General features: G+C 37.8%; 14 protein-coding genes and 4 pseudogenes. All 18 read right to left on the bottom strand.

Translation table 11 applies throughout. From position 1 onward, the window contains the following. Positions 1–8: 8 nt before the first annotated feature. The 18 genes and pseudogenes from LI126_RS00720 to tnpA all read right to left on the bottom strand — a co-directional run bounded on the left by LI126_RS00720 (position 9) and on the right by tnpA (position 17,283). Entirely contained in the window at positions 9–1,331 is a 1,323-nt protein-coding gene (locus LI126_RS00720; RefSeq protein ID WP_055166555.1) for an MATE family efflux transporter, read from the bottom strand. Between the two features lie 97 nt (positions 1,332–1,428). Next, positions 1,429–1,569 (bottom strand): annotated as a pseudogene (locus tag LI126_RS15815) (helix-turn-helix transcriptional regulator); the annotation flags it as partial. Between the two features lie 139 nt (positions 1,570–1,708). Beyond that, on the bottom strand, positions 1,709–4,153 hold the full coding sequence (locus LI126_RS00710; RefSeq protein ID WP_227164620.1) for an ABC transporter permease: 2,445 nt from the start codon (positions 4,151–4,153) through the stop codon (positions 1,709–1,711). Beyond that, complete coding sequence (locus LI126_RS00705; RefSeq protein WP_015520995.1) at positions 4,150–4,824, bottom strand: ABC transporter ATP-binding protein; 675 nt, start codon at positions 4,822–4,824, stop codon at positions 4,150–4,152. Before LI126_RS00705 ends, LI126_RS00710 begins: the two co-directional genes overlap by 4 nt. A gap of 177 nt (positions 4,825–5,001) precedes the next feature. Then, positions 5,002–6,267 (bottom strand): sensor histidine kinase, encoded by a 1,266-nt coding sequence (locus LI126_RS15670; protein ID WP_196020287.1) that lies wholly within the window; start codon positions 6,265–6,267, stop codon positions 5,002–5,004. Further along, on the bottom strand, positions 6,243–6,932 hold the full coding sequence (locus LI126_RS00685; protein ID WP_055171768.1) for a response regulator transcription factor: 690 nt from the start codon (positions 6,930–6,932) through the stop codon (positions 6,243–6,245). Before LI126_RS00685 ends, LI126_RS15670 begins: the two co-directional genes overlap by 25 nt. A gap of 20 nt (positions 6,933–6,952) precedes the next feature. After that, positions 6,953–7,352: pseudogene (locus tag LI126_RS00680) on the bottom strand (hypothetical protein); the annotation flags it as partial. A 101-nt stretch (positions 7,353–7,453) separates the two neighbouring features. Further along, positions 7,454–8,566: a phospholipase D-like domain-containing protein gene (locus LI126_RS00675; protein ID WP_055171770.1), complete on the bottom strand. Its 1,113-nt coding sequence runs from the start codon at positions 8,564–8,566 to the stop codon at positions 7,454–7,456. Between the two features lie 31 nt (positions 8,567–8,597). After that, positions 8,598–9,242 (bottom strand): DUF6037 family protein, encoded by a 645-nt coding sequence (locus tag LI126_RS00670; RefSeq protein WP_055171773.1) that lies wholly within the window; start codon positions 9,240–9,242, stop codon positions 8,598–8,600. A 75-nt stretch (positions 9,243–9,317) separates the two neighbouring features. Beyond that, positions 9,318–10,556, bottom strand: coding sequence for a folate receptor family protein (locus LI126_RS00665; protein ID WP_226901094.1), 1,239 nt, complete (start codon positions 10,554–10,556; stop codon positions 9,318–9,320). A 94-nt stretch (positions 10,557–10,650) separates the two neighbouring features. Continuing rightward, entirely contained in the window at positions 10,651–11,985 is a 1,335-nt protein-coding gene (locus LI126_RS00660) for a recombinase family protein (protein ID WP_055171777.1), read from the bottom strand. Beyond that, positions 11,930–12,763, bottom strand: coding sequence for a recombinase family protein (locus LI126_RS00655; RefSeq protein WP_319638617.1), 834 nt, complete (start codon positions 12,761–12,763; stop codon positions 11,930–11,932). The genes LI126_RS00660 and LI126_RS00655 overlap by 56 nt, the downstream gene beginning before the upstream one ends. A gap of 44 nt (positions 12,764–12,807) precedes the next feature. After that, on the bottom strand, positions 12,808–13,209 hold the full coding sequence (locus LI126_RS15745) for a recombinase family protein (protein ID WP_318270262.1): 402 nt from the start codon (positions 13,207–13,209) through the stop codon (positions 12,808–12,810). After that, complete coding sequence (locus LI126_RS00650; RefSeq protein WP_226901093.1) at positions 13,200–13,658, bottom strand: recombinase family protein; 459 nt, start codon at positions 13,656–13,658, stop codon at positions 13,200–13,202. The genes LI126_RS15745 and LI126_RS00650 overlap by 10 nt, the downstream gene beginning before the upstream one ends. A gap of 119 nt (positions 13,659–13,777) precedes the next feature. Continuing rightward, positions 13,778–14,962: a helix-turn-helix domain-containing protein gene (locus LI126_RS00645; RefSeq protein ID WP_055171782.1), complete on the bottom strand. Its 1,185-nt coding sequence runs from the start codon at positions 14,960–14,962 to the stop codon at positions 13,778–13,780. Between the two features lie 24 nt (positions 14,963–14,986). Next, complete coding sequence (locus tag LI126_RS00640) at positions 14,987–15,727, bottom strand: DUF5986 family protein (protein WP_081021313.1); 741 nt, start codon at positions 15,725–15,727, stop codon at positions 14,987–14,989. A 113-nt stretch (positions 15,728–15,840) separates the two neighbouring features. Then, a pseudogene (locus tag LI126_RS00635) lies at positions 15,841–16,640 on the bottom strand (glucosaminidase domain-containing protein); the annotation flags it as partial. Positions 16,641–16,827: 187 nt separating this feature from the next. Next, positions 16,828–17,283 (bottom strand): annotated as a pseudogene (gene tnpA / locus LI126_RS00630) (IS200/IS605 family transposase). Positions 17,284–17,684 lie beyond the last annotated feature (401 nt).

Below are 17,684 nucleotides of genomic sequence, written 5' to 3'. Positions count from 1 at the left end.
ACTCTCTCCTATACTTCTACAAGACCTTTACTCTTCCATTTTCCACTCTTCCATCTAAGTACCATTCCCACTGCTCTCGCACATTCGTCACCTGCCATAGCAATATATGCTCCTACAGCCAGAAGTCCCATGTGTATTCCGAGAAAATAGGTTCCGCCAACTGCAAACAAATACATAAATATCGCACCTAATATAACCGGAAAAAATGCGTCTCCGCTCGTTTTTAACGCCTGACCATATACAAGGTTTGTTACCCTTCCAAGTTCAAGAAATATATCTACTATTAACAACTTTACCACAAGATTTATCATCTGTATATCATCCGTAAATATATGCACGATAAAATGTCCGGCAAATGCAAAGGTCACGGAAAAGCATGTCGCTGTGATGATACCATATATCGCAGCTTTTCTCGTCCCCCTGTTACATTCCTCAAACTCTTTTGCTCCAATTCTCCAGCCGGTCATAATTGCATTTGCCTGAGCAAGGGCAGCTCCCACGCAATACGAGAAATTTGCAATCTGTATCGCATATGAACGCGCTGTAACATTCATTCCATCCACATCCATCTGATTCATAAAACGCACTATAAATGTCATTGCGATGTTGTAAAGTGCTGTTTCAAGCGCAGAAGGAAAACCAATCTTAACAATCTGTGCAAATATCTTTCTTGATGTAATTCGCTCAGGACTCTGCTTTGCTTTTATAAGTACAGCCCCCATGCCGGCTACAATAATAAGATTTACAACTCTCGAAATAACCGTGGCAACAGCAACTCCCATCACACCCCAGTTGAATGCAAATAAAAATACTGAATTAAGTATTATATTGAGAACATTTCCAACAACAGTTCCTATCAAAGAATGTTTTGTATATCCAAACACTCTCAAATAACTGGAGAAAATAGGAATCAGTGCATTTAAAAAACATGTGCCGCCAACAATTCTAAGATATATTTCAGCCGGCTCAAGCAAAGCCGGAGCAATACTTACGCTTCTAAGTATCCCACCAGAAAAAGTAGCAAGAACGACAGACATTATGATACCTATCAATGCATTGAATATAAGTCCAAGTTGCCTTGCCTGATATGCTATCCCCGGTCTTCCAGCTCCGATATTTTGTGACATAACGGCTATCATACCCGATGATATTACTCCAAACATAATAATAAAAACACTTATATATGTATTTGCTGTTCCCACTGCTCCTACAGCCTGATCACTTACAGATGATAGCATAAGCGTATCAACCATACCTGAAAGCATATAAAATAAAGTTTCTAAGCATATTGGCACAGATAGCTGTGTTAATGTTTTTCTTTCCGCTGCCATAGTTTTCTCCTCACATACAATTCAAGAATACTATATCAATAATACGATATATTTCTATGTAATTCTTGTATAATATCATGTGAAAATTGCACTATTTCTACTTTATCTTAAAGAGCACTGGGTGCGAGCTAAATTGATTACTCATGCTTACAAGGATTTGCAAATCAGGATAACTTTTTCCGTTTTCCCAATTTGAAACAGTTTGCCTGGTAACATGAAATAATTTGCCAAACTCCTCTTGTGTTAATTGATTGTCTTTATTCTTTTAACACCAGTTGGAAATGTTGCTAAAATACTGTTTAGATTTATCATACATACAAAATGGAAGTTATCTATTTCTCCTCTTCGTTAAGACCTAGTTCATTACATATCACTTGCTATCCCTGATACCTTATTCTTTCTACCAGTGTTTCCTTTTTCAGATTACTGCTTAAAACGCAGGAAAGTACAATCTGCAATAGGCCGACCAAAAAAATCATAATAAGAATTGGTACGATTGGAACATGATAGATATTCATTCCAAATATTCCATTATGTTTTGCATAGGAAAAAAGTGCATAGCCAAGCGGCAGACCAATGATCAAAGCTACGCATATGGTGCCAACCGTAAAAATCAGTCCCTGTAACTGCAGACATAAATTTAATTGTTTATTTGTCATACCCACAGCCTGTAATACACCATATTCCTGCTTTTTTGTCGTAATATTCATGATCATGGTGTTTGCCATATTCATAAAACCGATGAGTCCTACAACCGCCATAAACAGATAACAGCCGAGCTTCATCATGCGGGCTGCGAATTCTGCAGATTGTAACTGTGCATGATAGGTATCCATTTTTATATGCGAAGTATTAGAAATCAAAGTATTCAGACTCTGTTCCACAGATGCCACATCTTTTTTATCACAGTCCACCCACAGATAGCCATAGGCTGTTCCTCTCGGATTCATGGAACGATATACACCTTCCGGAATGACAAGATAAGTGTCCGCACTTACAAAAGATCCTGCAATCTTTCCCTGATAGGTATAGGTTCCACTTCCATTCTCAAAGTCAAATGCAATGGATTCACCCGGAGCATATCCATCTTGTTCCATCCACGTTGACCAGCCAAAGAAAATATCACCATTCTTTACCGCCTGATCATAATCCATAGAGCCAATATCCCCTTCTTGGCGCATAAAATCAAAATCCTTTTTACTCACAATAGTAGCCGGAAATCTTGTTCCATTCAGATTTACAGAGACAATCTCTCTCGTCATGACATCTGTCACTCCCGGAATGCTTTTGATTTCTTCAATCATTGAATCATTCAATGGATTATCCGTCAGAATCGTATCCAGATTATTCTCCGGATATCTTTCATCGTACTCAGCAGAATAGTCAAGCTGCAGTTCAAATTGTCCATGATTAACGGAAAGACGTGCTTCATGCTCCGTATCAATATTTCCTACATAATTAGAGATAATCACAAACAATGCGCAGGAAAGCCCCAGTGTGAGGATGGTACCAATGGTTCTTTTTGGATTACCCGTTATATTTGCCATTGCCATAGAAAACACGGTGACATTTTTTCTGCCATTTCGTTTTCCTTTTTTGTGTGTTTCTGCATTTTCTAAATACCGTGTTGCTTCGATAGGTGAAATCCGTGAAACAATTTTCATTGGTTTGCGCAGTGCCAAAGCAACGGTAAGAAATGATACGAAAATACATAGAAGTATAACAGGCAGGGAAAACAGTGGCACCTGCTGATTTTGGACTCCCATAGAGCCCGTTCCGGTTGATACAAGATTTCCCTGTTCTACCAGCCAGTTAAAACCGCATTTTGCAATCAGAAAACCAAGAAGCAATCCAACCGGTATTGAAAAAATTGTCAAAAAAATGCCCTCTCTGAAGATCAGTTGTTTCATCTGCTTTTTTGTCGCTCCCAGAGCCTTGATTTTTCCATACTCCTGTATCTTGTTGACAATACCGACCTGAAAAATATTATAAATGACCACAACAGAGAAAAGTACAATTGCAAGAATCAGAATTCCACATACCGCAATCGTTTCATAACTCGGCTGCAAGACCCATTGCAAATAGAGATCATTGACTATAACGTTTTTTTCTTCGATTCCACAAGATGCTGCAATCTGCTTTATAACCGGTTCAATATTATTCATAGATACATTTTCAGAATCGTTTAACGTAAAATAGATATTATACTGTCTGTCATTCTCTGCGACGTGCTCATCATAAAACTCCTGTGACCCGAAAGCAACATAAGATGCCTCGATGGTATACTCATTCCGGTCATATAGGATTCCGCTGACAACAAACTCTTCCGGCTTATATTCTGACCGCATCCCTGCACGGTAATCCAGTGTAACCGTATCTCCGACCTTTACATCATCATATCCCATTGCACGAAAAAAAGCTCTTCCGGCGGCAATTTCCTGCATTTTTTCCGGATACTTTCCTTCCTTTAACTCATATTCTTTATTATAAGGAAGCATTTTTCTTGCAGTCTCATCCATGCAGACAAACCCGCCTTTTTCATTGCCTTTTATGATGCCTTCTGTACACATAATTCCTATTGCATCTATTTCTGCACGGCGGCTTACTTCCTTTAACTGCGAGGCATCTGCTGCGACAAACAGACCATAATTGCTTCCATATGAGCCTGCCGCCTGACTTTTCTGCAAACGTATCATTCCATTTCCCACAGTACTGATAATCACAAGCAGCATCGTAGTCAGACATATGGACATCATAATCAGTATACTTCTTGTCTTGTTCTTTTTGTCATTGCTATATGCAATCCTGCTTATTGTCTTCATCTGAAATCCACCACCTGTCCGTCCTCAATCACCAGAATACGGTCAGCGACCTGTGCAATTTCGTCATCATGGGTAATCATTACAATTGTCTGTCCATATTTTTTTGCTGTCATCTTAAGCAGGGCAATCACCTCATCACTGGTCTTAGAATCAAGATTGCCTGTCGGCTCATCCGCAAATATAATTTCCGGACGATTCACCAGTGCTCTTGCAATCGCTACTCTCTGCTGCTGTCCTCCGGATAACTGATTTGGCAGATTGTAAATCCTCTTTTCAATTCCCAGAGTTGCAATAATATCATTTACATACGCTTCATCCACTTTTCTTCCATCCAGCCCCAGTGGCAGTACAATATTTTCCCAGACATTAACAGATGAAACCAGATTAAATGCCTGAAAAACAAATCCGATTTTTCTTCTGCGGAAAACAGCAAGGGCATCTTCCTTCATCCTGTATAAATCTTTCCCTGCTAAAGTAACACTGCCTTTTGTCGGGGTGTCTAGCCCTCCAAGCATATGAAGTAATGTACTTTTACCGGAACCTGACTTTCCAACAATTGCGACAAATTCTCCCTGCTCAATCTGAATGTCCACCTGATTGACCGCTTTGACCTGATTCTCACCTGCGCCATAAAACTTACAAAGCTGCTTGGTTTCTAATATCACACTCATGTGTTGCCTCCTTTTCAATTCTGTAAAGCGTACCTTTTCAGCACGCTTTCTTTGCCTGTTTATATATTTGGTCATTTTTCAACCTACATCCAAATTGTATCAGGATAATCTTTCATTTCACTTTCAAAAAACGAGCAGAAGTCTTACAGAATTGTAAGATTTCTGCTCACTTAAAATTTAACCAACATATGGTAATTGAATCACAAACGTGCTTCCTTTTTTCTTTTTGCCGGAGGTTACCGTAATCGTACCTGCGTGTTTTTCGATAATTTCTCTCGATAGAAAAAGTCCGATTCCTGTACCACTCTTTTCCATGACCTCCTTGGAACTTCCTCTGTAAAATCGTTGAAAAATTTTGTGATACTCATTCTGCGGAATACCAATTCCCTGATCCTCAATTTCCATTCTTACAAGATAGTTTCTTTTTTGTAATCGGATAAATATTTTTGAACCACACGGACTGTACTTGACCGCATTATCCAGAACGTTGATCACAGCTTCACCAAGCCACCTTTTATCCTGCATAATCGTGCATGTTTCCAGCTCTTTTTCATAGTCAAAAACGAATTCAATTTCTTTCTCATCCGCTTTAGGATAAGTGCGGTTCACAGCAGATATGACAGTATCCATAAGCGGAAGTTTTTTCTTATTAATCTGAATCAGTCCAGTTTCCATCTTGGATATTTCAAGAAGCGACTGCAATAATGTCTCCAGTCCATCCAGAGCACTCCGACAACGGATACGAAACTCCTCCTGTTCTGTAGCACTTAAGTCATTCTGCATCAGCACACTAAAACATGTATCCAAAGCTGCAACCGGTGTCTTTAACTGATGAGAAATATCAGAAACCATTTCTTTCGTGTTCTCCTTTTCTGCCCTTGCTTCTTCCTTTATCAACTGAATATGATGTCCGATTGCTTCAAGCTGGTCATTCAATTTTTCCAGTTCTGCATGATTTTCCGTTTTCAGTAAATCATCAAATTTATTTTCACGGAATCTGATCAGAATTTCTTCCAACTGGTCTAAAATTTTCTGATAACACGCATCTTCTTTTTTCTTCCAATAAAGTAAAAAAGTCAAAAGAAGCACGCATATCACAGTGCTTACAGCACCGGTCACCATAACCTGATGCCGGAATTGCGAATAAAATGCATTCCCTTTATTCCCCCAGTATCCATATTGCTCCAATAATCGCCTTCCCTGTTCATTAGTTTCAATATCCTTATCCTTAAGCAATTCCGAAACAGCATCCAGCCCGGAAAATTCTTCCTTTGCAGCAATCTCTGTCATAAGATTCATTTTATATTTATAATCTTCATAAAACACATACGTGGTAAAGCAATTTAATATTGCAAACAATAATATGACAGGTAATACCAAGGAGAGTACTACTGTAATCTTCTTGCGATATCTCTTTGTCACTGCCTTACCTCCTGATTCCATATATACCCAAGACCTCTGATATTCTTTATATAGACCGGTGCAGCCGGATTGTCTTCAATTTTCTCACGGAGCCTTCTGATATTGACAGCGATTGTATTTTCATCCACAAAATCCCCTTCCAGATCAAACACATTTTCCAATATTTGTGTTTTTGAAAGAATCTGTTTCGGATTCTGAAGAAAAAAAGTCAGCAATTTCAACTCCGTTTTTGTCAGACTGATTTCACGACTCTTTATCAGGACTTTCATTTCTCCTGCAATAAATACGATATCTCCCGAAATCATCTTTCCGGCTTCCGTTTTCTCCTGTCTGCGGCGAAAATGTGCTTCTATTTTCAAAAGAAGTACCGAAAGACTAAACGGCTTTGTAATATAATCATCTGCCCCTGCTTCATATCCCATGACCTGATCCATCTCCTGATCTAGTGCTGTAAGACAAATAATGTATGTATTATAATTGCATCTCATCCACCTTACAAATTCCAGTCCATTCCCATCCGGAAGATTCACATCACAAATGGTAACATCCACATTATTATCACTTGCAATTCTTTTCGCTTTTTTCACTGATTCTGCTGAAAAAACCTCATATCCGGATTTTTTCAGTGAAAATGTAATTCCACGATTTAAATTTTCATCATCTTCAACCACGAGTATACCTGGCATAACATATGCACCTCTCTTTATTAACTATTCATCTTAAAATGCTTCAATGCCTCCACAATTGCACTTTCTTTATCTTCTGGGCACTGTGGCTGCCTGCTATCTTCATTTTTAGGTAAATTAGGACTTGGAACAAGTTCCAAGTCTGTCGCGGCAGTCGTCGAATTGCCCTGCAAGCAGTCCATTCTCCTCGTTACAACGCGCAAATTCTTTCCAACTTCAATTCCGCATTTTTTCCTTACCTGTGAAATATACAGATTGGAGACCTTCATGCCAGCATTATGTTCAGCCACATACTTCTTTATCTCATCATATGTTGACTTAGTCTCTGCAGATGTTATATCCACATCATCAAGTTCAATCGTGACATTAATATAATCATCTGGTTTTTTGTTGGGACAAAAGAACAACCGTCTCCACATGCGGTGAAAGTTACTTCTTATACTAAATAGCGAAACCGTAGTCTTTTGCGAAAAAGTTCATGTCCCACTTAGGGAGATAGCGTTTACCCCAGCTAAAACCACTTACTTCTTTGTATTATCAATTCTTATATCATTCAATGGTAATGATTTGAATAATTTCAGTACTTTTTTCGCTAAAGTCTCCAACTCCTCAATTTGCCTAAGTAACATATCAGCTTCATCTTTAGCTTCCTCCGCCAATTCAGCAAATGCGTTACTTGCTGCACTCATAGCTTTATCTACATAATAATCTAATTTTTCATCATAAGCCTCAGCATAGCATTCACTAAGATATTCATCCACGAAATCTTGTTCATCAAACTTAGCCAAATCATAGACACTTCCCATAAAAAGCATCTCCATATTTTCAATCGTATGGCTTGCTTCTTCTATCACAGTATCCAAATTATCAATTCCCTTTTCATAGAACACACGCAAGTCAAATATTTTATTAACTCTTTTTAATAATTCCAGGTATTGATAACATATCTCCTTTGCCTTCTCTAAGTCTCTTGTGTGTAAAACACTGCTTGTAGTATTATAATACCATTTTTCTATTCCCCTATGATCTGAGAGTAAATAAAACATCTGATAATACTCTTCATGCATTGCTCCAAACATTGCAATACTCTTTCGTATTGCCGTTTCTAAAAACAAAAGTTCTTCATCTGTCTTATATTCGCTAGAACTATCAATAATCCACGGAAACACTTCCTCTTGTAGAAATTCAATAAAATCAACATCTCTGCTTATAAAGCCCGACTCAAAATTGTCTACACTTTCTTCAGAAAAGTTTGACGATCCTACATACGCAATATTATCAGTCATAATAATTTTTGCATGATTTGAAAAACAAAAATAAACCTCTGCTTTATCCGCAATCTTTTGTGGAGACAACTTACTTTTATATAATGAAATGCTTCTTTTGGCCTTATCTGCATAGGTTTTTCCAAAATAGGATTCCCAACGTCCCGGAATATTTGATACAATACATATCTCTGTATCTTTTTCACAATCCTTCAACGCTTTTAATAAGACATTTTGGTCTTTTGAAATATTATACGTCAAAATATGTATCTGACTTGCATTTTTAAAGTCCTCGATAACAGCAGAATATGTCAGTTCATCTTTCGACATAATAAACTCTGCATCTTCAAGCCTCTTTGAAATTATCATTAACAATATACCTCGTATGCTATAATTTTAATTATTTTCTTTTAGCAAAACTCTCAATTATTTCTCTATCTGTTCTTTCTTCTGTTGGATCATCAGAAAAGAAAAAACTCAAGTTTGTATCACTAAAATATCTTTTGTACAAATCTGGTCTTAATATTTCTGCCTTATTGCTATTTTCAACACTTCTTCCATTAGGCGTCCCATCTTCTTTTTTACCATTTCTTCTAACATCAAAACAATATATCGCATTAGGATTATTGCCCTCTGTTCTTCTTCCAATAAGTAGCCTCTCTTCTGAAGACTTCACAATCACCTTTTCTGATGGTATATAACGTGAAAATATAGCAGAAAAATCTTCAAACAAATCTCTATTGGCGTTACCTTTTTCAACACCGAAAAATTCACAGAATTCATACGCACTATCAAAATGTACATTATAAAAATCAAGATATCCCTTAATTGATACATTTACATTTTCCTGCTTTATAAATTCAACCGTTGCCTTTGCATACTTTGAAGGTCTTTTTTCGTTTTCTCTATACAATTTTAAGATAACAATATAATTCTTATTTTTATATGGAAAGAAAAAAGAATCAATAACCCATTTTTTTATTTCCATATCTTTTAACAATAATGGTAAATTTTTGAATCTTATCTCTTTTTTCAGGTCAGACATCTAATCCTCCCTAATATCTATGTACAAGACAGAAGTTTTTAATATATGCTAAAAATATGTCAACCGAAATACATTTTACCTTTTTCTTGCTGATGCTGCCGCCTCTTTCCGTTCTTTATCGTTCAGTTGAAAAATCATATGAAATACTTTCATCCTATTACCGGTTTCAGGAACAACATGTTCGCTAGTAATCATTAAAGTATCCCTCTCCCCGATTCTTTGAATTCTGATTGGCTGAAAATCCCCTTTGATACTCTTCAACTTATTCTCTATTTCATCAAATCCTTTTTTTAGGGACATTTCTCTATTCATAGATAACGTAATACCAAATTCGAAATTAGGGTTTAAATATCCCATCAACTGGTTATATTGATTTGTAAAGTTTTCGATATATTTATTCTCAAGCACTGCATAATCTGTAACATGTCCGTCCTTCTCTGCGTATATATATAAATCTGTTTCACCCAATTTTTTAATAGCTCGCCCCATTGTAAATTCACGTGAAATGTGCAAATCATACTTACTATTCAGACTTCCTGCAATAGCATCTTGGATATCTGCAGTAATTTCCACTTCATCTCGATTTTCAAAATGGACAATACGTTTCTGGAAACGTTTAATCACAGATATCAATTCCATTACAATATTCTCGGACAATGAATTACACAAACCTCTATTTTTCTCGCTCTGCGTCTCCAAATATCTATCCCGCAAATCACATTCCATTAAATCAATGTAATCATCAAGATTATCATGTTGAAAGAACATTTCTAGCAACTTCGGATTTCTAAGATATAACATAACCATACTACTCAATTGTTCTGGTAAAAAATCATGATCTTGAAAACAAATATAATAGTATTCTTCAAAATCCTGTATCAATTTTAAACTATTCTTTCCATCATCATAATTTAAATCTCTTTTAAGCTCATCGTCTATGGGATTTATTATTAAATCATCTTCATCATCTGTACAATCTTCCCACCAGCATAATATTGCATATAGCAAATATTCATATTTAGGCTTAATAAAATCCCTGATATTTTTTGAACAGATAATTTCATATAATTCATTGACGGCATTTCTACACTCTTGCGGTTTTCTCATAAGATAATCTCTTGGAAAAAATCCATCTAAATCAAACTCCGGATCTGTTTCAAGAATATCTATTAATACCCGTACTATATCCCGCAAATTACTATTAACGTACTTTGTTATCCGCATCCCAAGACTTGATAAATTATCATAATCCACTATATCAATTTGAATCAAAATACTCATCCCTTCTTGACAAGAAAATCTTATTCCGTTCATTATATTTTACCACATCAATCTATATTTTACTATCTGGAAAAAGTGCAAGAAAAAAAGCCGATCAGGAATCGCAACTCCCAATCGACATCTTTTCTTACTCCTCTTCATTTTTGCATTCAATCTCCGTTCCGTCCAGGAAGACCATCAACAATGTTCCATCTTCAAAAACCTTGATGTGGTCCAGTGTTTTCAGCATGAAGTCCGTATCCATCTCCGTCAAAGGCTTTGCCCCATCGATATATTCTATGAACTTCTCTGCCCGATAACTTTCCAAGAGGTTCTCGCTCTGCAGCTGTTCCGTCCACTGCTCCATAAAGTCCTCTCGGTTCTCCACCAATGCGTTCCAAGCCATCAGATAAGCCTTTATCAGCGTTTTTTCCTCTACATGGCGGCTGGCACATCCCATAACTCCTTTGACCTTGTAGCGTTCACTACATTGCCATACCTTACGGTCAACTCTCGTACTACTCCGCCAGCCTTTCCGTGCAAATACTTTATTACAGTCTCCGCAAATTATCTTGGATGCAAATGGATTGCTTTCCGGCAGGTGGGAATAGGAGTTTGTCCCATGCTCCTCCAGATACTTTTTCCTGCGTTTTATTTCAAGCTGTACACATTCCCATATCCGCTTTGAAATGATGGCATCGTAGTCATCCTCCACATAAAACATCTGAATTTCTCCTTTGTTCTGTGTACGTTTCTTGGTGAGGAAATCCACCGTATAACTTTTCTGCAGCAAGGCATCAACCTTGTATTTTTCATTCTCCAACATACTCATTAAGGTTGTGGACTGCCACTTCGTACCGCCATCCCAATTTTTCACACCTTCCCGTTCAAAAATCCTCTTGATGTAATCGGTTGTTTTTCCGTCCATGAATTCCTGATACAGCCGAACCACAATCGGCTCCTGTGTCCTATTGATTACCAGCTTCCCCGTTTCATCCGTATCGTAGCCAAGAAAACGCTTTGTACTCATTTTTTGCTTCCCTGTCTCAAACCTTCTGCGGATTCCCCATGTGCAGTTCTCTGAAATGGATCGGCTCTCGTCCTGTGCCAGTGAGGAAAGAATGGTAAGCAGCACTTCACCCTTTGCATCGAGAGTATTGATATTTTCCTTTTCAAAAATAATCCCTATCCCCAAATCTTTCAACTCTCGCACATAGTTCAAGCAATCCAGCGTATTTCTTGCAAATCTGGAAATGAACTTGGTAATAATCATGTCAATTTTCCCCGCCCTGGAATCAGCAATCATACGGTTGAATTCATCCCTCTTTTTGGTATTGATTCCTGAAATACCTTCGTCTGCATAAGTTCCTGCATATTCATAGAGTGGATTCTCACTGATGTAATTTGTGTAATAATTGACTTGGTTCTCATAGCTTAATAACTGTTCTTCTTGGTCGGTTGACACTCGGCAGTACGCTGCCATCTTCAATTTCTGCACTGACTGTGCTGTTCCTGATTCCGCAGTCGAAATCTGCTTTACTGGTATAACAGTAATGCTTCTTGCCATTTTTAACCACCTCCTCAATCACTGTCTGTTCCGTAATGTTCAAGCCCTGCAATTCGACATCATCAATCCTTATCCCTTTACACGCCTTGACTCCCTTTTCAATGTAGGTGCTGCAAAGCCATTGGATTTTCTTCTTGTAAACCTGTCTGCGCCGGAGCGTTTTTCCGCAGTAAGGACAAATCAACATTCCACTTAGGGGATAGCGGTTTTGGAACTTCATTGTGCTGTCCTGCCCGATATTCCTGTCACGCTTCCTCTGTTCCCTGACTTCCTGCACCTTTTCCCATACCTCCGGCGATACAATTGGCTCGTGATTTTCCGAAATGTAATAACTCTGCACTTCCCCATTGTTTTTCCTTGTATGGTTTCTTTTATTTTCAGGGGTGTAATACTTCTGCAGATGAAAATCCCCTTTGTATTTCTCATTGCAAAGCACCCCATTGATGGTCCCGCTTTCCCATGTAGTTCCCGTCACCGTTTTCACGCCCAGGTAATCAAGCAGCTCGCCAATCCTTGACGAGCCAACATTCATTAGATAAAGGTCAAAAGTCAGACTGACAATTTCTGCTTCCTTTCGGTTTACAATCAAATCCCCATATTCGTTTTTGTCATAACCGAGGAAGCGGGAAGTGGTAATCATCACTTCCCCTCTCTCAAACTTCTTCCGAATGGACCATTTATTGTTTTCATTCATGCTTCTGCTTTCTTCCTGAGCAAAAGAAGCGAGGACGGCAAGCATCATCTCACCGTCCCCTGATAGAGTGTTAATGTTCTGTTCTTCAAAAAAATACCGACACCCAGTTCCTTCAGTTCTCTTGCGAACTTTAGAACGGTGACGGTATTTCTCGCAAACCTCAATATAGATTTTGTAATAATCAGGTCAATCTCTCCTGCCCTTGCCTTCTCCATCATTCTCTGGAACTGTGGTCGGTTCTCACAATAACCGGATATGCCTTGATCAGCAAATACTCCGATAAATTCATATTCTGGATTTCCGGTAATCAGTCTCTCATAGGTTTCCATCTGATTTTCAAGAGAGTCTTCCTGTCTTCTTCTATCTGTGGAAACTCTGGCATAAGCACAAACCCTTTTCTTTTGTAAGACCGAAGCTGGTCGTTTGTTAATCACTTTTACTCGCACGTTACATCACTTCCTTCAAAAAACCTTTTCTGGAACTCCTGAATCCTTCGGAAAATGGCTTGTGCATCCTCTACCTTGTCAATGCACACCACATCCACATTTTTCTTACTGCAAATCAGCATGAACTCCATAAACTGTCCCCAGTTACGGGCAATCGTGGCAGCCCTCATGGTAACCACCACATCTATCTTCTTTGCTGCGATTTCCGCTTTCAGACGATTAAATTCTTTTCTGTTCGGGTCGGCTCCTGAAGCTTCCTCAAAGAATATCTGCAAATCACATTTCTGTTTTCCATATTCTTCTTTCAACCGCCTCATTACATCGTCCAGATATTTTTCATAGTCTCTGTCACGATGGTTGACTCTGCAGTAAAAAGCCACCCTATTTATCGTTCCTGCAATCACCATATAAATAAGTACTCCTTTCGTTTTTGGTAGTGTATAAATCACTCTAACCCCCTGTAAAGTCAAGCAATTCTGCGGTTTCCACCCACTCTTTTTCCACTCTGTCCAAACTTATTCGATAAAAAAAGACCAGACATTTCGCCTGATCTTTTCATACTAATCACTTATTTTTTTCGCAACTGCAATATTGGTACAACTTTTTCCTCTACCTTTAAGGTATCTGGACGCAAATGAAGAAGTTCCTCCATATCTTCTGGATATAAAGTCACTCCATTTTTTTTGAATAAATCCAATATTTCTTTCGCCGTAAGTACATTTTGCTCTATCAGTAAATCAATGGCTCCTTGAAATATATTTTCATTCAAGGAATATGGTACATCGCCAGGTTCTTTAATTCTCCACCCATTTTTTGAAACTTGACGCATTAAATACTGATACTGGTTATCAGACATAATGCCCAACTGGTGTGTCCGGTAAATCATTGCCTGAATAGATACCTTCCACTTATTTTTTAAGAACTGATAATATTTTAAATCTGTAGGATATGAAGCAATGTCTTTACCAAAGCTGTCTTTAGGTAACAAAAATGCACTCGCAAACATGTTCGCCTGACGTTCTCTTGCTTTAAACTCATCTTTTGTTATAGCTTCCAGATCCTCACTCCATGGATGCAATAATATGTGTCCCAACTCATGAGCCATGTCAAAGCGAATTCTGCCTTCTGGTCTGTTTCCTAATGCAACTGCAATAAAATAAATATCATTTCCCGCCACTATAGTTCGCTGACTAAACGCATCTATTTTATCTTCGTTGGTATCAAATCCCGTTACAATTATTCCATTTTTTTCTAAAAGATACTGTAAATCCTTTATTGGTCCAGTACCAATATCCCAATATTTTCTTACCTGAGCAGCAATATCCTCTATTTCTTGAATTGCATCCTCGTTCTCACACTCAAATACATCATCACATCCTACAAAATCAACACTTGGTAAATTCATTTCAGGAAATGAAATGAATTCCAAAAGTATCTCATACATTTTTGCTACATATTCCAACTTAATACTCTGCGCTGTTCTATCTTTCTTTGTAGCACTTGCCAATGAACGAAAATAGGTTGTTTCTGTTTTTGCAGCATAACTATCCTTTTGAAAAAAGTAATCATACGGAAAGTTAAGCTCTGATGCCAAGAGCCTAACTTTCATATAATCTGGTGTGTTATTATCATTCTCATATAAGGAAATTGACTGCTTACTGATTTCAGTCCGCTTCGCTAATTCAGTAAGCGTCAACCCTCTATACATTCTTGCACTTCTTAATCTCTCACCGTAAAACTTTTTTTCTATCATAATCAATATCTCCTGAATTTATTTTCAGGCCTTTTTCTCGATTTCCCGAAGCTTTGGCTTTATACCACTCTTTATAGCAACTAAGCCCTTCTTATCCGGCTTCGCATCTTCGTCTGTATCTTCTGAAGGCCCAATATCTGTAAGCCGTGCAAAGTCTGGTTTAATATATTGCATAAGAGACGCTTCATCTACAATATTAAAATCTTTATCTAAAAACCGCAGTTTAATATCTTTGATTTCCCCATTCTCCGCTTTATATGCAATAATATAATGTTTATAATCTTCTTCTACATTAATCATTCCCTGACTAATTTTTTCAAAATCCTGTTCCAACACATCTGTATCAAAAATCGTGATTCCAAAATCTTCTAATGTCATTTGTCTTTCTTTCGCAATACAATCCTTATTTTCGACATAAAGAACTGATTGTAAATAGTGTGGATTTTCACGATTTTTCTTTTTGGGAACGCCAGACAATGTACCTTCTGTCATTATCGAATAGGTAATATGCTCTTTTCGATCAATGACCATTCTTCCAGACCAACCATACCTCTGGAAAGGAACAAGATCGATATCATCTTTCACCACATGTGTTCTTAAGTTTGTATTGATATTGTCCCCTCTTAGAAGTATAATCGCATTATTAGTTTCCCGATGATTTTCTCTTAAATATTGTTGCAAATCATCCCCGATAGCTTTCTCAATGCAATAAACAATTTTTCTGAGTAAATCATCATTGATTACAATTTGAGTATTTCTATTCACGTCCAACAAAATTACCTCCTGACTTTATTCTGTTTTTAATTTTTACATAAAATATTATTTTTGTCAAGTGGCGCTTCGTTTTCTTTTTAATTTGTATATTCCAATGTTAATAACTAAATCCTGTGAACATAATCCAGTGAAATCCATCCATCACGATTTTTCTGATAAGATTTCAGAAGCCCCCAAAGGCTCGCACCCTTGCCTTCTGCTTCTTCCACAATAGTGAAAGCACCTTTTCCGGTGTACTTACCTATTTTGTCGTAGTCTGTTCCCGGATCCTTGCGGATGTTCAAATCTTCGATGGATACTCTCACAAGATACGGTGTAAATGTATCATTGGAATAAATCACTTTACCGGATTCATCAAATACGGAATATCCTTCATTTTCATCTGCACACCTCTTGGCATTTTCCAAACTATGGAATGCACCTTTCTGCGTGTCAAAATCTGCCCATGTCTTACGCACACGGTACCAGACTTCCTCCGGTTCTGCTGCCTCGCTCTTAATTCCAATCATAGCATTTAAGATTGTAATAATCTTTGCACCATATCCGGCTCCTGCTGCCCATCCTTTTCCGGCTGGATTTTCTTTCTGTCCAAGCCACTCCACATATTCCGCACAGTCTCTTGCGACATACTTGAAGCGTGGATCAACGCATTCATTCTTCAAATCCACTGTGAAGCATAGGTTTTCAAATGCTGAACCTGCGCCCTGATACCAAGCTGTGGTGTATCAAAGAAATTTCCCTTCATTCCATTAGACGTCACTCCCATACCACAGAAGTTATTCTGGTCGAGCGTTACTGCAGAACCAGAAAATCCGAAATTACCTGTTTCCAGACAAGACTGTGCAAAGGCAATATCACCACGGACACCCTCTGCCTTGCCTTCTGAAAGGTAAAGGGGAATCAGGACCACCCGTCCAACGGGTGGTTTGCTCTAGGGCTATAAGCCCTTATTACTAGGCCAGCGTCTCAAGGCACTGGCTTTCTCTTTAGGCTATGGAAATTCTGTTTGCACAGCCTTCCCACAGCTCCGTTCAAGCCATATTGCTCTTAACTCGTCGCTACCCCTTAAGGGGCATTGTTACTACTTGGCATTAACCCTTAAAAGGGGCTTCATATTCTTTTACACTTAACTTATCCATTGCTATATCGTGCTTTTCTTGTTCCTAGATATATTTCTTTATTGTTGCCTCATTTAATCCTACTGTGCTAACATAATACCCTTCTGCCCAGAAATGACGATTTCCAAATTTATATTTTAAGTTTGCGTGTTTATCGAATATCATAAGTGCACTTTTTCCTTTTAAGTATCCCATAAATGATGATACGCTTATCTTTGGCGGAATACTTACTAACATGTGAATATGATCTGACATTAGATGTCCTTCAATAATTTCAACACCTTTATAACTGCACAATTGTTTTATGATATCTCTGATATCCTTTTTGTATTGATTGTAAATTACTTTTCGTCTATACTTTGGTGTGAAGACGATATGATATTTGCACATCCATTTCGTATGTGCGAGTGAATATTCTTTCTTCGCTATAAATTACCTTTCTTTTCTACAATATAGCCTGAACAACTTTATTGTACACGGAAAGGTAATTTTTTGTATAACAATCGACGCGCACCCGCATAGCGGGTGGTTTATTGTTTCGTCCATCTACATTTTTCGGATCAACGAAAAATGTAGATGGACTCAACAGACTAAAGTCCATAACAAAAGAGGGAGAGACCCGCAAGCTCTCCCCCGCCTGTAGACTTCGCAAGTTTCTACAGAACGATCACTGAACTTAATATACGTCATTTTAAATGTCCCGTCAATACGCTAAAACATTCTTAGCCATATCTGCTCAGAAGTATTCTATGCTGTTTTTTCTTCTTTATTCTGTTTTTATTCTTACAAATTTTTATACTGTATAATCTTCTATTGTACCAATCGGATAT

Origin of the sequence: Mediterraneibacter sp. 210702-DFI.5.30, assembly GCF_020560115.1 — a bacterium.
GTDB lineage: Bacteria > Bacillota > Clostridia > Lachnospirales > Lachnospiraceae > Mediterraneibacter > Mediterraneibacter faecis.
The sequence above is the reverse complement of the archived record's forward strand: the minus strand, read 5'-3'. Positions and strand labels throughout refer to the sequence as shown.

What these genes read in the sequence shown, in the direction of transcription:
- LI126_RS00670 (WP_055171773.1), bottom strand. Translation starts at nt 9,242, where the DNA reads ATGTCTGACCTGAAAAAAGAGATAAGATTCAAAAATTTACCATTATTG.
- LI126_RS00645 (WP_055171782.1), bottom strand. Translation starts at nt 14,962, where the DNA reads ATGATAGAAAAAAAGTTTTACGGTGAGAGATTAAGAAGTGCAAGAATG.
- LI126_RS00705 (WP_015520995.1), bottom strand. Translation starts at nt 4,824, where the DNA reads ATGAGTGTGATATTAGAAACCAAGCAGCTTTGTAAGTTTTATGGCGCA.
- LI126_RS00685 (WP_055171768.1), bottom strand. Translation starts at nt 6,932, where the DNA reads ATGCCAGGTATACTCGTGGTTGAAGATGATGAAAATTTAAATCGTGGA.
- LI126_RS00665 (WP_226901094.1), bottom strand. Translation starts at nt 10,556, where the DNA reads ATGAACGGAATAAGATTTTCTTGTCAAGAAGGGATGAGTATTTTGATT.
- LI126_RS00710 (WP_227164620.1), bottom strand. Translation starts at nt 4,153, where the DNA reads ATGAAGACAATAAGCAGGATTGCATATAGCAATGACAAAAAGAACAAG.
- LI126_RS00660 (WP_055171777.1), bottom strand. Translation starts at nt 11,985, where the DNA reads ATGGCAGCGTACTGCCGAGTGTCAACCGACCAAGAAGAACAGTTATTA.
- LI126_RS15670 (WP_196020287.1), bottom strand. Translation starts at nt 6,267, where the DNA reads ATGGAATCAGGAGGTAAGGCAGTGACAAAGAGATATCGCAAGAAGATT.
- LI126_RS00720 (WP_055166555.1), bottom strand. Translation starts at nt 1,331, where the DNA reads ATGGCAGCGGAAAGAAAAACATTAACACAGCTATCTGTGCCAATATGC.
- LI126_RS00675 (WP_055171770.1), bottom strand. Translation starts at nt 8,566, where the DNA reads ATGATAATTTCAAAGAGGCTTGAAGATGCAGAGTTTATTATGTCGAAA.
- LI126_RS00655 (WP_319638617.1), bottom strand. Translation starts at nt 12,763, where the DNA reads ATGAATGAAAACAATAAATGGTCCATTCGGAAGAAGTTTGAGAGAGGG.